13 protein-coding genes are annotated in these 14,462 nt (G+C 70.1%); 2 read left to right on the plus strand and 11 right to left on the minus strand.

Annotated features, from left to right (window positions below; all coding sequences use genetic code 11):
• Nucleotides 1-154: 154 nt before the first annotated feature.
• The 11 genes from KNJ79_RS22095 to hemC all read right to left on the minus strand — a co-directional run bounded on the left by KNJ79_RS22095 (nucleotide 155) and on the right by hemC (nucleotide 12,054).
• Nucleotides 155-1,129, minus strand: a complete 975-nt coding sequence (locus KNJ79_RS22095) for an alpha/beta fold hydrolase (protein ID WP_317154039.1) — start codon at nucleotides 1,127-1,129, stop codon at nucleotides 155-157.
• 29 nt (nucleotides 1,130-1,158) lie between these two features.
• A complete protein-coding gene (locus KNJ79_RS22100) occupies nucleotides 1,159-2,013 on the minus strand; it encodes an alpha/beta hydrolase (RefSeq protein ID WP_317154040.1) in 855 nt (284 codons plus the stop codon).
• A 69-nt stretch (nucleotides 2,014-2,082) separates the two neighbouring features.
• Nucleotides 2,083-2,706, minus strand: coding sequence for a bifunctional 4-hydroxy-2-oxoglutarate aldolase/2-dehydro-3-deoxy-phosphogluconate aldolase (gene eda, locus KNJ79_RS22105; protein WP_317154041.1), 624 nt, complete (start codon nucleotides 2,704-2,706; stop codon nucleotides 2,083-2,085).
• Nucleotides 2,707-2,745: 39 nt separating this feature from the next.
• Nucleotides 2,746-4,587: a phosphogluconate dehydratase gene (edd, locus tag KNJ79_RS22110; protein WP_317154042.1), complete on the minus strand. Its 1,842-nt coding sequence runs from the start codon at nucleotides 4,585-4,587 to the stop codon at nucleotides 2,746-2,748.
• Nucleotides 4,588-4,599: 12 nt separating this feature from the next.
• Nucleotides 4,600-5,520 carry a glucokinase gene (locus KNJ79_RS22115; protein WP_317154043.1) on the minus strand — a complete coding sequence of 307 codons (921 nt, stop codon included), beginning with the start codon at nucleotides 5,518-5,520 and terminating at the stop codon, nucleotides 4,600-4,602.
• Entirely contained in the window at nucleotides 5,513-6,976 is a 1,464-nt protein-coding gene (zwf, locus tag KNJ79_RS22120; protein WP_394357194.1) for a glucose-6-phosphate dehydrogenase, read from the minus strand. Before zwf ends, KNJ79_RS22115 begins: the two co-directional genes overlap by 8 nt.
• Nucleotides 6,977-7,120: 144 nt before the next feature.
• Nucleotides 7,121-8,251 (minus strand): CaiB/BaiF CoA transferase family protein, encoded by a 1,131-nt coding sequence (locus KNJ79_RS22125; protein ID WP_317154044.1) that lies wholly within the window; start codon nucleotides 8,249-8,251, stop codon nucleotides 7,121-7,123.
• A 1-nt stretch (nucleotide 8,252) separates the two neighbouring features.
• A complete protein-coding gene (locus KNJ79_RS22130; protein WP_317154045.1) occupies nucleotides 8,253-9,455 on the minus strand; it encodes an acyl-CoA dehydrogenase in 1,203 nt (400 codons plus the stop codon).
• A gap of 45 nt (nucleotides 9,456-9,500) precedes the next feature.
• Complete coding sequence (locus tag KNJ79_RS22135) at nucleotides 9,501-10,400, minus strand: mitofilin family membrane protein (RefSeq protein WP_317154046.1); 900 nt, start codon at nucleotides 10,398-10,400, stop codon at nucleotides 9,501-9,503.
• 2 nt (nucleotides 10,401-10,402) lie between these two features.
• Complete coding sequence (locus KNJ79_RS22140) at nucleotides 10,403-11,110, minus strand: uroporphyrinogen-III synthase (protein ID WP_317154047.1); 708 nt, start codon at nucleotides 11,108-11,110, stop codon at nucleotides 10,403-10,405.
• A complete protein-coding gene (gene hemC / locus KNJ79_RS22145; protein WP_317154048.1) occupies nucleotides 11,107-12,054 on the minus strand; it encodes a hydroxymethylbilane synthase in 948 nt (315 codons plus the stop codon). Before hemC ends, KNJ79_RS22140 begins: the two co-directional genes overlap by 4 nt.
• 332 nt (nucleotides 12,055-12,386) lie before the next feature.
• On the opposite strand from hemC, the gene tsaD reads away from it, so the two are divergent.
• Both tsaD and KNJ79_RS22155 read left to right on the plus strand, forming a co-directional pair.
• Nucleotides 12,387-13,421: a tRNA (adenosine(37)-N6)-threonylcarbamoyltransferase complex transferase subunit TsaD gene (gene tsaD, locus KNJ79_RS22150; protein ID WP_317154049.1), complete on the plus strand. Its 1,035-nt coding sequence runs from the start codon at nucleotides 12,387-12,389 to the stop codon at nucleotides 13,419-13,421.
• The gene (locus tag KNJ79_RS22155) at nucleotides 13,418-14,425 is read left to right on the plus strand and encodes an NAD(P)H-dependent glycerol-3-phosphate dehydrogenase (RefSeq protein ID WP_317154050.1); all 1,008 of its coding nucleotides are present in this window, start codon (nucleotides 13,418-13,420) and stop codon (nucleotides 14,423-14,425) included. The genes tsaD and KNJ79_RS22155 overlap by 4 nt, the downstream gene beginning before the upstream one ends.
• The last annotated feature ends 37 nt before the right edge of the window (nucleotides 14,426-14,462 follow it).

The raw sequence follows: 14,462 nt of genomic DNA on the forward strand, positions 1-14,462 counted from the left end.
GGCGGACGCCCTGCGGCCTCCGCCCTTCCCTTGCGACCCGGAAGCGCTCCGGGAAGAATCAGCCGGCCGTCACAGGCCGGGGCGACATTCTGGGTGATGTCGCGGTCGAAGGAACAACGAAGCTGCGCGCGAAAAATTTCGCGGTTCGTCGGGCTTAGCGCACGGTTGGCGGCGGATTTGCCGGGGCGGCGAGCGATTCGTGCGCGGCAAGGAAGGCGCGCTGGACCTCGGCGGTCGCTTTCGGGTCCTCGATCATCGGGACATGCGCGACATGGTCGAAGACATGCGCGCGGCTGTCCGCGATCCCCGCTTCGAGCACCGCGACGCAGCTGACGTCGATCAGCCTGTCGTGGCGGCCCCAGACGATCAGCGTCGGCACGCGGACCTTTGCCAGTTCGTCGTTGAGCGGTTTCGCCTCCATCTCGTCGGCGATCACCCAGAAAATCCTGTCGAGCAGGTCGCGGTAGCGCAGCGCGTCGGCATAGACCGCGGGTTTGAGGCGCGCGGGCACGCGCATCGGCTTGTGCGCGACGAATTCGACGAGCCGGTCGGCATCCTCGATATTGGCGAGGACGAGCGGGTTGTAGTCGCGCGCCGCGGCGAGCCGCTGCAGTTCGCTTTCCTTCTCGCCCAGCACCCCGGCATTGTTGAGCAGGGTCAGCGTGGCGAGGCGATCGGGATGGTCGATCGCGAAGCGCAGCGCGATCCAGCCGCCCATGCTGTTGCCGCCGAGATGCGGCCGCTCGATCCCGAGCGCGTCGAGGAAGGCCTTGAGCCGCGCGGTCTGGCTGGCGATGTCGAAGGGCAGGGCCGGGTCGCGATCATTCTCGCCGAACCCCGGCAGGTCGGGCGCGATCAGCCGATAGTCGCGCGTCAGCCAGCGCGCATAAAAGCTCCAGTGATCCTTGTCGGCGCCGAAGCCGTGAACCATCACCAGCGCCGGTTTCGATGGGTCGCCGCCCTCCAAATAGGGCCAGACGCGCCCGTCGACGGCGATGCTCTTGCGCACCAGCCGCCCGCGCCGCCGCACGAGCGAGCGCATCAGCGCGACGAGCCGGCCGGGGAAGAGGAAATAGAGCAGCGCGAGCGCGATCAATGGCGCGAAGATAAGGATGAGGAGGTATTTCATGGCGCACTCCTGAAGGGGAGGGGTTTGATCTATCCTGCCACATGCGCGTCGAACCATGCGATCAGATCGCCCAGCACCGCATCGCGTTCGGGCTCATTGTAGATTTCGTGGAACAGCCCCGGATAGATTTCGAGCCTTTTGTCGGTCGACGCGACATGGTCGAACAGGAAGCGCGATCCGGCGGGCGCGGTCAGCCGGTCCTCGCCGCCGTGCTGAATGAGGAGCGGCAGGGCGATCGCCCCGGCGCCCTCGCGCGCGCGGGCCATTGCGTCGAACATCTCGGCGGCGAGCCGCGCGCTCATCTTGCCGCTGTGAACCCAAAGATCGGCGCGATAGGCCGCGACAACCGCGGGATCGCGGCTGATACCCGTCGGATCGAGCTTCATCACCCCGGCGCGGGGAAAATAGCCCGACAGGAAGCGGCTGATCCGGATCATCGGCTTGGACGGCGGCTGGGGCGGCAGGATCGCGGGGCCGGAGAGCGCGGCGGCGGCGAAGTCGCGCTGGTGCTCGATCAGCAGCAGCGCCGCGATCAGCCCGCCCATGCTGTGCCCCAGGAGCAGGCGTGGCTTGCCCGGCCAGGCGGTGCGGACGCGCTCGATCAGCCCCTTCATGCCGTCCAGATAAAAGGAAAAGGACGGGACATAGCCCATCGTCCCGCTCGACCTGCCGTGCCCCCAATGGTCGACGGCATAGACGGCATGGCCCGCTGCGGTCAGCCGCGCGGCGACATGAGCGTAGCGCTCGGCGTGTTCGGCATAGCCGTGCGCGAGCAGCACCACCGCTTTCGGGTCGCCCTGCGGCAGCCAGCGCGTAAGGTTGAGGTTCGACCCGTCGCCGCCCTTCCAGGGCGGCAGGACGATCGGTTCATTGTCCGCGCTCACCCCATATCCTCCCGCCCGCGGCGCGATCGGCGCGCCCGGGCGAAAGGATGGCAGGGGCGACGGCGCGAATCAAGGATGCGCGAGCGCCGCCGCCTCGCGCGCGAGCGCCTCGATCCGCGCGGTGTCAAGCGGACCCGACGGCACCACCCAGCTGCCGCCGACGCAGAGCACCGGATCGAGCGCGAGCCATTCGGGCGCGGTCGCGGCGCTGATCCCGCCGGTGGGGCAGAAGGTGACGCCGCCGAAGGGCCCCGCGAGCGCCTTGAGCGCGGGGATGCCGCCGCTCGTCGCCGCAGGGAAGAATTTGAAGCTGCCGAGCCCGAGGTCGAGCCCGGCCATGATGTTCGCGGCGTTGGCGACGCCGGGCAGGAAGGGAATGCCCGCCGCGACCGCCGCTTCGCCGAGGCTGTCGGTGAGGCCGGGCGAGACGATGAATTCGGCGCCGGCGTCGAGTGCGTCATCGAGCATCTTCGCGTTGAGCACGGTGCCCGCGCCGACGACCGCGCCCGCGACCGATTTCATCGCCTTGATCGCATCGAGCGCGGCGGGGGTGCGCAGCGTGACTTCGAGCACCGGAAGCCCGCCCGCGACGAGCGCCTCGGCCATCGGCACCGCGTCTTCGGCCCGGTCGATCACGATCACCGGGATCACCGGCGCAAGCGCCATGATCTGTTCGATAGCGCTGTCGGACATTTTCAAACTCCATTTTTCGATTCGCCGCGGGGGCGATGGTCAGAGAATCGTCTCCATCGCCGCGAGCATCGCCGAGCCGCCCTTTTCGGCTTCGTCGGCGTGGTGGCGGAACAGCGCGAACAGTTCGCGGCCGACGCCGAGCGCGGGCGGCGGCGGCGCGGCGGGCGCGCGCGCGGCCCATTCGCCCTCGTCGACCAGCGCGACCACCTCGCCGCGGCGCGCGCAGACGCGCACCATGTCGCCGTCGCGCAGATAGGCGAGCGGGCCGCTGACCCCGTCGATGCCGGGCAGCGCCTCGGGCGACAAATGGATCACCGCGGGCACCTTGCCGCTCGCACCCGACATGCGCCCGTCGGTGAGCAAGGCGACGCGGTAGCCCTTGTCCTGCAGCACGCCGAGCGACGGGGTCAGCTTGTGCAGCTCGGGCATGCCGTTCGCGCGCGGTCCCTGGAAACGGACGACGACGACGCAGTCGCGATCGAGCTCGCCCGCCTTGAACGCGGCGATCACCTGATTCTGGTCGTCGAATATGCGTGCGGGCGCCTCGACGGTCCAGCGATCCTCTTCGACCGCGCTCGTCTTGATGATCGCGCGGCCGAGATTGCCCGACAGGAGCCGCATCCCGCCATCGGGCGAGAAGGGGGCCGCGACCGGGCGCAGCATCGCATCGTCGCGCGTCTCGGCGGGCGGCGATTCCCAGTGGAGCTCGTCGTCGACGAGCAGCGGCTCGCCGCTATAGTCGGCCATGTCGCCGCCGACGGTCAGCAGGTCGCCATGGATCAACCCGGCGTCGAGCAGTTCGCGCACGACGAAGCCGATCCCGCCCGCGGCGTGGAAATGATTCACGTCGCCGGCGCCGTTCGGATAGACGCGCGCGAGCAGCGGCACCGCGCGGCTCAATTCGTCGAAATCCTGCCAGTCGATGACGATCCCCGCCGCGCGCGCGATCGCGGGCAGATGGATCGCGTGATTGGTCGAGCCGCCGGTCGCGAGCAGGCCGACCGCGGCGTTGACGATCGCCTTTTCGTCGACGCAGCGGCCGAGCGGGCGATAATCGTCGCCGTCCCAGCCGATCTGCGTCAGCCGGTGCGTCGCGGCGCGGGTCAGCGCCTGGCGCAGCTTGGTGCCCGGATTGACGAAGGCGGCGCCGGGGATGTGCAGCCCCATCAGCTCCATCATCATCTGGTTCGAATTGGCGGTGCCGTAAAAGGTGCAGGTGCCCGCGCCATGATAGGCCCTGGATTCGGCTTCGAGCAGGTCGTCGCGCGTCGCCTTGCCCTCGGCATAGAGCTGGCGCACGCGCTGCTTTTCCTTGTTCGCGAGCCCCGAGGGCATCGGCCCCGCGGGGACCAGGATCGTCGGCAGATGGCCGAAGCGCAGCGCGCCGATCAGCAGTCCGGGAACGATCTTGTCGCAGATGCCGAGCAGCAGCGCGCCCTCGAACATCGCGTGGCTGAGCGCGATCGCGGTGCCCTGCGCGATAGTGTCACGGCTGAACAGCGACAGGTCCATCCCCGCCTGCCCCTGCGTCACCCCGTCGCACATCGCGGGCACGCCGCCCGCGACCTGCGCCGTCGCGCCGGCCTCGCGCGCGAAAATCTTGATCTGCTCGGCGTAGCGGCCATAGGGCTGATGCGCCGAAAGCATGTCGTTATAGGCGGTGACGATGCCGATGTTCATCTCCGCCCCGCTGCGGATCGCCGGCTTGTCCTCGCCCGACGCGGCGAAGCCGTGCGCAAGATTGCCGCACGACAGCATCCCGCGGTTGGTCCCCGCGGCGCGCTGGCCGTCGATCAGCTCGAGATAGGCGGCGCGGCGCTTGCGGCTGCGCTCGATGATGCGGTCGGTGACGCGCGCGATGGCGGGGTGGAGGGTGGTCATGGGGGATTTCCGTCAATGCGAGGTCGCGAGCATGTGCGCGACCCCGTTCAGATTATGATCGCTCGCAGGGGCGAGCCAGCGTGGCGCGGCGCGGACATTCGCGCGGAAATGTCCCTTGTGGGCGAACCGCTCGTTGAAGGCGGCGGCGGCCGCTGCGTCGGTGAGGAAGCCGCAGCGCTCGCCGTCGAGAAACACCCCGCCCCACGCGGTATAGGCGAGCACCAGATCGCCCGCGAAGGCGCCGAGCACGGCGGCGCGCAGCAGGTCGCGTTCGGCGGGAGCGACGGGGCGCGACAATCTGTTCCACACCGGATCGTCGCGATCGAGCGTCAGCACCCGTTCATAGGTGACGCGCGGATTGAGGCGCGCAAGCTGGCCGCACAGGTCGCGTTCGAGGTCGGTTTCGGGCGCGAAGCCGATGTGGCCGCATTCGGTTTCGGTGACGAAGGCCGCGCCGCTTTCGGGGACGTGGATCACCGCGCCGCCGAGCCCGGTCGCATAGTTGAGCACGACGGTCTTGCCGGGCGCGGCAAAGTCGGGCTGGCGCTCGCCGCCGACGATGCGCACCGGCGTCCGCAGCGCGACATTGGCCCACGCCTTTGCAACGCTGTCGTTCAGAAAGACCGGGCGCGCGCCGAACAGCAGCTCAAGCCCGGACTTGGACACGATCCAGCGCGAGCGCGCAACGCGAATGCTGTCGGTGCCCACCGCGCCCGACACGACGACCGCGGTGCGCCGTCCCTGCAGCGGCAGCGACACCTCGCGCGCATAGTGCATGATGCAATCGGTCGCCGTCATATGGTCGCCCGAGCGATAGGCGCGATAACGGTCGATGCCCGACCCGCCGCCGCGCGCGAAAGTGCCGAAATGGACGTCCTCGCCGTCGATGTCGATCAGCAGCCAGTCGTCGGCCGGGCGCGCGGGATCAATCATGCCAGCTCGCTCCGTCGCGTTCGATCAGCGCGATGGCGCTCGACGGGCCCCAGCTGCCGGCGGTGTAGCTCTGCGGCACCATGTCGACCGCGGCCCAGGCGTCGCGGATCGAATCGATCCACTGCCACTGCGCCTCGACCTCGTCGCGGCGCACGAACAAGGTCTGCTCGCCCTCGATGAAGTCGAGCAGCAGGCGTTCGTAGGCGATCCGCCGCCGCTCGCCCGCGAAGCTGTGCGACAGCGACACGTCGAGATTGACCTCGCGCAGCTTGACGCCCTCGCGGTCGAGCCCCGGCTGCTTTGCCATCACCTTGACGCGGATATTCTCTTCGGGCTGCAGATTGATGATCATGACATTGGCATCGAGCTTCGGAGCGCCGACGCGCGCGAAGATATTGTGCGGCACCGGCTTGAACTGGATCAGCACTTCGGACTGGCGGCGCGGCATACGCTTGCCGGTGCGCAGGTAAAAGGGCACGCCCTTCCACCGCCAATTGTCGATGAACGCTTTCAGCGCGACGAAGGTTTCGGTGTTCGAGGGCCTGCCGAGCTCGTCGGCATAGCCCGCGACCGCCTCGCCGTTCACCGCGCCTGCGGTATATTGGCCCTTGACGCTGTGCGCCTTGACATCCTCGGCGGTCATCTTGCGCAAGCTGCGGAGCAGCTTCACCTTTTCGTCGCGCACCGCGGTCGAGCCGACATTCGCCGGCGGCTCCATCGCGATGATCGCGAGCAGCTGGAGCATATGGTTCTGCACCATATCCTTGAGCGCGCCGACGCCGTCATAATAGGAGACGCGGCCTTCGAGCCCGACGGTTTCGGCGACGGTGATCTGGACATGGTCGATCGCGCGCGCGTTCCACAGCGGCTCGAAGAGCATGTTGGCAAAGCGCAGCGCGAGCAGATTCTGCACCGTTTCCTTGCCCAGATAATGGTCGATGCGGAAAATATGGTCCTCGGCAAAGGCGCTGCCGACCTGTTCGTTGACCTCGCGCGACGAGGCGAGGTCGTGGCCGATCGGCTTTTCCATCGCGATCCGGCATTCGGCGCAGGCGATCCCCGCGGCGGCGAGCCCCTGCGCGATCGGACCGAACATCGACGGCGGGGTCGAGAGGTAGACGCCGACCGGCTGGTCCATGCGCGGCCCGAGCAGCGCGGCGAGATCGTCGTAGCCGGTGCCCTTGCCGGCATCGACCGCGCAATAGTCGATCCGCTGAAGGAAGGTCTCGACGACGGGGGCTTCGACCCGGTCCCCGGGCAGATGTTCGGTGAGCGCCGCGCGCACCTGCGCCTGAAACGCCGCGCAGTCCATCTGCGAACGTCCCGAGCCGACGATCGTCAGCGTATCGGCGAGCAGCCCGTCCATGTGCAGATTGTAGAGCGAGGGAAAGAGCATCCGGTGCGCCAGATCGCCCGTGGCCCCGAACAGCACCAATGTTCCGACTTTGACGCTCACGCTATTCCCCTTGGATATCGACGATGAAAGTGACCGCTGCCCGGTGCGATTGCAACGCGCATACGTAGGCCGCATAGCTTTGCGGTCCGGCTTATACAGGGGGGGCGTCCTGTCCATAAGCCCCGATCGGTTGCGGGGGGCGGGCTATCCGCCGCGCGTCTTGCCCAGCGGCGGGGCGCCGGCGCGCGCGACCATGCGCTCGCCGTCGATGACGATCGGGCTTGCGATCCCGTCGATCGACGCGCCGTCGGGGCGGAAGCGCAGGCCGCGCGCGACCACCTGCGGGTCGGCGAACACCGCGGCCATGTCGTTGATCGGTCCCGCGGGCACCCCCTCGGCCTCGAGCGCGCGCGACAGCGGCTGCGCGTCCCAGCCCGCGATCTTTGCCGCGAGCAGCGGGATCAGCGCCTTGCGGTTCGCGAGCCGCGCGGCGTTGGTCGCGAAGCGCGCGTCGTCGGCCCAGCCGGGCTCGCCGAGGATATGGCAGAGTTTCCGGAACTGGCCGTCGTTGCCGACCGCGACCACCAGCTCGCCGTCGGCGGTCGCAAAGGCCTGATAGGGAACGACATTGGCGTGGCCGTTGCCCATCCGTTTCGGCACCGCGCCGCCGGCGAGATAGTTCGCCGCCTGGTTTGCGAGCACCGCGACCTGGCTGTCGAGCAGCGCCATGTCGATATGCGCGCCCGCGCCGGTGACGTCACGACGCCTTGACGCCGCGAGGATCGCGACGGTCGCATACAGGCCGGTGAAGATGTCGGCATAAGCGATTCCCGCCTTTTGCGGGGGCCCGTCGGGTTCGCCGGTCAGCGACATGAAGCCGCTCATCGCCTGGATGATGAAATCATAGCCGGCGCGGTGCGCATAGGGACCGGTCTGTCCGAAGCCGGTGACCGAGCAGATGATCAGCCGCGGGAAATCCTCGCGCAGCCGCTCGGGCGACAGGCCATATTTGGCGAGCCCGCCGACCTTGTAATTTTCGATCACCACATCGGCACCGGCGAGCAGGCCGCGCAATTCGGCCTGTCCGTCGGGGCTCGATATGTCGATCGCGACGCTGCGCTTGCCGCGGTTGCAGCTGTGATAATAGGCCGCGCCCAGATCTTCGCCCGCGGGTCCGGTGACGAAGGGCGGTCCCCATTGCCGCGTGTCGTCGCCGACCCCCGGGCGCTCGACCTTGATCACCTCGGCGCCGAGGTCGGCGAGCAATTGCCCGCACCACGGCCCCGCGAGCACGCGCGCCAGTTCGACGACGCGCAGGCCTGCGAGCGGCTTCATCTCAGGAAAAGGCGCTGATGCCGGTGATCGCGCGGCCGAGGATCAGCGCATGGACGTCGTGCGTGCCTTCATAGGTGTTCACCGTCTCGAGGTTCACCGCGTGGCGGATCACATGATATTCGGCCGAAATGCCGTTGCCGCCGTGCATGTCGCGCGCGACCCGCGCGATGTCGAGCGCCTTGCCGCAATTGTTGCGCTTCAAGAGGCTGATGCGGTCGGGGGCGAGGCGGCCCTCGTCGATCAGCCGCCCGGTGCGCAGCGCGGCTTCGGTGCCGAGCGCGATTTCGGTGAGCATGTTCGCGAGCTTCAATTGCACGATCTGGTTCGCGGCGAGCGGCCGCCCGAACTGCTTCCTTTCGAGCGTGTAATTGCGTGCCGCCTCATAGCAGAATTCGGCGGCGCCCATCGCGCCCCAGCCGATGCCGTAGCGCGCGCGGTTGAGGCAGCCGAAGGGGCCTTTGAGGCCCGACACGTTCGGCAGCAGCGCATCCTCGCCGACCTCGACGGAGTCCATCACAATCTCGCCGGTCACCGAGGCGCGCAGCGACACCTTGCCCTCGATCTTCGGCGCCGACAGGCCCTTCATGCCCTTTTCGAGCAGGAAGCCGCGGATCGCGCCATCGTGCGCCTCCGACTTCGCCCACACGACGAAGACGTCGGCGATCGGCGAATTGGTGATCCACATTTTCGCGCCCTTGAGACGGTAGCCGCCCGCGATCCTTTCGGCGCGCGTGCGCATCCCCGCGGGGTCGCTGCCGGCATCGGGTTCGGTCAGGCCGAAGCAGCCGACGAGTTCGCCCGAGGCCAGGCCCGGAAGGAAGCGCTTCTTCTGCTCGTCGCTGCCATAGGCGCCTATCGGGTGCATCACGAGGCTCGACTGCACCGAGCAGGCCGAGCGATAGCCCGAATCGACACGCTCGACCTCGCGCGCGATCAGGCCGTAGCTGACATAGTTGAGCCCCGCGCCGCCATATTCGGGGTCGATCGTCGCGCCGAGCAGCCCGAGCGCGCCCATTTCGGACATGATCTCGCGGTCGAAGCGCTCCTCGAGAAAGGCCGAGGTGACGCGCGGCAGCAGCTCGCTTTGCGCATAGCTGCGCGCGGTGTCGCGGACCATCCGCTCCTCTTCGGAAAGCTGGGCGTCGAGCGCGAGCGGGTCGAAGGGGTCGAGCGCCTCGATGCGCTGCGGATCGGCGAGGGCCATGGGGTCGGCTTTCCTAAAGGCGCCGCCCCGGAACGGCCGGTGCGGCTATTGCGTGGAGCCCGCGGGGCGGGCCAGTGCGGCAGGCGGGCTGTCGCGCGGCTCCAATATCGCCGCGGTCTCGATCAGGTCAAGCGCGCGCCGCGCCTCGTGATAGCGGCGCGCGTCCATCAGCCAGTCGTTCGCGACCTCGGCGCCGGGCATCGCCTGCACCTCGTCGATCGCCTTGTCGACCTGCCCGCCCGCGAGATAGCGGCGCGCGCGCTCGAGCCGTTCGGAGGCGCGCGGCGACAGCGTGCCCGCCGGGCGGACGACGAACAGCTCGCTCATTTCGCGGCGGAAGGCGGTCCACAGGCTGCCGTCGCCATTCTCGCTGCGCCCGACGAGATCGGGGGCGAGCGTGTCGAGCTCGCTGCGCAGCTGTTCGAGCGTCACGGGATCGCGCGACGTGTCGATGATCGTCTTGACCGCATTGGGCTGGTCGTCGCCGAAGCGCAGGCGCAGCTGCGCCTCGAGATAGCCGAGCGACAGCCCGCGATCGAGCGCGCGGCGCGCGGCGAAGGCGATCAGCAGCCCCTCGGCGCGCGTCGCATTGCCCGACGCCGACGCCGCTTCGAGCGTGATCCGCGACAGCCGCGTTTCGAGATCGGCGACGCGCGCCGCGAGCGCGCTCGCGCTGTCGACGGCGGCCGGAGCGACCGGTGCGGCCTCGGTGGTCGCCGCTGCCACGGCGGCGGTATCGGCGACCGGGCTCGGCGCTGGGGCCTGGACGACTTTCGCTGCCGGCGCGGGACCGGCGGGCGAAAGCAGGCGCGTCATCGCCCAGCCCCCCGCGACCGCGCCGACGATCAGGACGATCAAGGCGCCGACGATCAAGCTGCGGGAAGAAAAGGACTTTCCGCCCGAACCTTCGTCCACGCGGATATTTTTGTCGCTTTCGATTGCCATTTCTATCTTTCGAACGACCCCATTTGGCGGCCTTTGTGGCACAAAGCATGGGCCTCTGCCAACAGTGCCGCGTCGTCGGGGCGCTCGGCGACCGCGACCGCCGCCCAGCCCTCGCCCGCTGCGGCGGCGACGCCGGCGCTGATCGCGGCGAGGGCGAGCCGCCCGCGGCCCGCAGGGATCAGTTCGGCGAGGCGCCGCGCGCCGCGCACCGAATGCGCGAGCAGCACCGCCGGCATCGCGATCGCTTCCGCCCAGCCCGGCGGCGGCGGCACCGCATCGACCGCATAGCAGGCGAGCGGCACCAGCGCCGCGCCGCGCGTGTCGAAGGCGCTGCGGTCCTGCCCGCAAAGCCACAGAATTCGCGCGATTCCTTGTGACGTCATTGCGTCAAGAAGGCCTTGCGCATCGCGATCCCCGACCGCTTCGATCGTCAGTCCAGCAGCATCTGCCGCCGCTGCGGTGGCCGCCCCGACCGCATGGACCGGCAGCCCGGCGAGCCGCGCGAGGCCGGGGCCCGCGAGCTCAACCGCGCGCGCGCTCGTCAGCAGCAGGGCGTCGAACGCAGCCGGATCGGGCACTGTCCACGGCAGCGCATGCGCGGCGAACAGCGGCAGGTGCCGGACGTCGAGCCCCATCGCCGCGGCGCGCGCCGCGGTCGCCGCGCCGCCCGGGTCGGCGCGCGTGACGATCAGCGGCAGTCCGGCGCTCATGCCGCGAACAGGCGCCGCACCGTGTCGGGCGCCGCGGCGAGCAGGCGCTGCGCGAGCGCGGCGGCGTCGCCGTCGCGGGCGATCGGCGCGTCGCCCGCGACATGATCGCCGCCGTCCTCCGAATAGATCGCCCCGTCGAGCCGCAGCGTCCCATCGGCGAGCAGGCGCGCGTGCGCCGCGACCGGCGAGCTGCAATCGCCGCCGAGCGCGGCGAGGAAGGCGCGCTCGGCCGCGACCGCGCGCCGCGTGGGCGCATCGTCGACCGGCGCAAGCAGCGCGGCCACCCGCGCGTCGCCGGCGCGGCATTCGAGGCCGATCGCACCCTGCGAGGCCGCGGGCAGCAGCGCCTCGACCGGCTGAACGATGCCGACGTCATGCATCCCGAGCCGCTCGAGCCCCGCCGCGGCGAGCAGGGTCGCCTCATAATCGCCCGCCGCGAGCTTCGCGAGCCGCGTCGCCACATTGCCGCGCAGGAGCGGGGTTTCAAGGTCGGGGCGCAGCGCGCGGACCTGCGCCGCGCGGCGCGGGCTGCTCGTGCCCAATCGTGCGCCCGGCGGCAGCTCGGCGATCGTCCGCGCCGCGACCCCCTCGCGCACCACCAGCCGATCGCGCGCGTCGGCGCGCGGCAGCATCGCGGCGAGCGCGAAGCGCGCGTCGCGGATCGTCTCGACATCCTTGAGGCTGTGTACCGCCGCGTCGATCACGCCGGCATCGAGCATCGCATCGAGCTCGCGCGTCCACAGCGCCTTGCCGCCGACTTCGGCGAGCGCGCGGTCCTGAATCCGATCGCCGGTCGCGGTGACCGGCACGATTTCGAGCGCGGCGGGATCGAGCCCGTGCGCCGTGACCAGCGCGGCGACCGCCTGCGTCGCCTGCGCCATCGCGAGCGGCGACGCGCGCGTGCCGAGGCGCAGCGGATGGTCGGGCGTGGGACGATCGGTCATCCGTCGCTGCTAGGGCCTCGGCGCACGAAAGGAAAGACGGGGGATTCGGGCAGAGGCCGCAGAGGGTGCAGCGATTTGGGGTTGCATGGATTCACGCGGAGACGCGGAGACGCGGAGAGGTTGGTTCGGGCCGAAAGGCCCTGAAACAATCGACGCCGCACGATGCCGCGGCGCCGGACCTGGAAGGCCGCTTCGCGGCAATCATCTTTTTTCTCCGCGTCTCCGCGTGAACCCCAGTATCTTGACCCGCTTTGCGCTCTTGAGAGCAAATCATCGCAATCACCCGCCGCTTGCCCCCGTGCCCTTCGCGCGGGTAAGGCACGGGCGGCACCATGACCCTGATCCTTGGCCTCGAATCGAGCTGCGACGAAACCGCGGCGGCGCTCGTCACCGGCGACCGGCAGATTCTGGCCCATCGCGTCGCGGGGCAGGAGGCCGAGCACCGGCCCTATGGCGGCGTCGTGCCCGAGATCGCGGCGCGCGCGCATGTCGACCGGCTCGCGCCGCTCGTCGAGGGCGTGCTCGCCGACGCGGGCGTCGCGCTCGCCGACGTCGATGCGATCGCCGCGACCGCCGGGCCGGGGCTGATCGGCGGGGTGATGGTCGGGCTGGTCACCGGCAAGGCGCTCGCGCACGCCGCGGGCAAGCCGCTGGTCGCGGTCAACCATCTCGAAGGCCATGCGCTGAGCCCGCGCCTCACCGATCCCGACCTCGCTTTCCCCTATCTGCTGCTGCTCGTCTCGGGCGGCCATTGCCAATTGCTGCTGGTCGAGGGCGTCGGCGCCTATCGCCGCCTCGCCACGACGATCGACGATGCCGCGGGCGAAGCGTTCGACAAGACCGCGAAGCTGCTCGGGCTCGGCTATCCGGGCGGCCCCGCGGTCGAGCGCGCGGCGACGGACGGCGACCCGCGCGCGGTGCCGCTGCCGCGCCCGCTCGTCGGCAGCGCCGAGCCGCATTTCTCGTTCGCGGGCCTCAAGAGCGCGGTCGCGCGCGCTGCCGCCTCGGGCGCGCACAGCGTCGCCGATCTCGCCGCCTCGTTCCAGCAGGCGGTCGTCGACTGCCTGGTCGACCGCAGCCGCATCGCGCTCGCCGCCTGTCCGCAGGCGACCGCCTTCGTCGTCGCGGGCGGCGTCGCGGCGAACGGCGCGATCCGCGCCGCGCTGACGGGTCTCGCGCATGACTATGACAAACGCTTCGTCGCGCCGCCGCTGTGGCTGTGCACCGACAATGGCGCGATGATCGCCTGGGCGGGCGCCGAGCGCTTTGCCGCGGGGCTCACCGACCCGCTCGACACCGCCGCGCGGCCGCGCTGGCCGCTCGATCCCGCCGCCGAGGCGGTGCGCGGCGCCGGAGTAAAAGCATGACGAGTGAAGACATGACGTCATACAGCAATTTCGGGGTCGTTGGCGGCGGCGCTTGGGGCACCGCGCTCGCGCAGCTGCTCGCCGCCGAGGGCGCGCCGGTGCGGCTCTGGGCGCGCGAGGCCGATGTCGTCGTGGCGATCAACGCCGAGCATCGCAACCCGATCTTCCTGCCCGGAGCGGCGCTCTCGCCCTCGCTGGTGGCGACCGGCGACCTCGCCGACCTCGCCGGGCTCGACGCGCTGCTCGTCGTCGTTCCCGTCCCCTATCTGCGCGCGGTGCTCGCCGATCTGCCCGCCGGCGACGCGCCGCTGATCTTTTGCAGCAAGGGGATGGAAGCGGAGAGCTTCGCCTTCCCGATCGACATCGCGCGCGCGATTTTTCCCGACCGGCCGCTCGCGGTGCTGTCGGGTCCGACCTTCGCGCACGAGGTCGCCGCGGGCCTGCCGACCGCGATCACCCTCGCCGCCGCCGACGTGGGCCTCGCCGACGCGCTGGCGCAGGCGCTCGCGCGCCCGCATTTCCGCCCCTATGTCTCGACCGACATGATCGGCGCCGAGATCGGCGGCGCGGTCAAGAATATCCTCGCGATCGCGTGCGGGATCGTCGACGGCGCCGGGCTCGGCCTTAATGCACGCGCGGCGCTGATCAGCCGCGGTTTCGCCGAAATGACGCGCTTCGGCCTGTCGCGCGGCGCCGAGGCGGAGACGCTCGCGGGGCTCGCCGGGCTCGGCGACTTGGTGCTCACCTGCACCTCGTCCAATTCGCGCAATTTCGCGCTCGGCCAGGGGCTCGGGCGCGGCGAAACCGCCGCTGCGCTGATGGCCGACCGCCGTACCGTCGCGGAAGGGGCGTTCAGCGCCCCGGTGGTGGCCGCGGCGGCGCGCGCCGGGGGGATCGACATGCCGATCACCGACGCGGTTGCGCGGCTGGTTGCCGGCGAGACCGGTGTCGCCGACGCCGTTCAGGCGCTGCTCAGCCGCCCGCTGCGACGCGAGGGGCGATGACCCGCGACACAAGATTGCCTGCCCCACGCCCCCGCGC

The sequence above is a fragment of the Sphingopyxis indica genome (genome assembly GCF_032879645.1).
Taxonomy (GTDB): Bacteria; Pseudomonadota; Alphaproteobacteria; order Sphingomonadales; family Sphingomonadaceae; genus Sphingopyxis; species Sphingopyxis indica.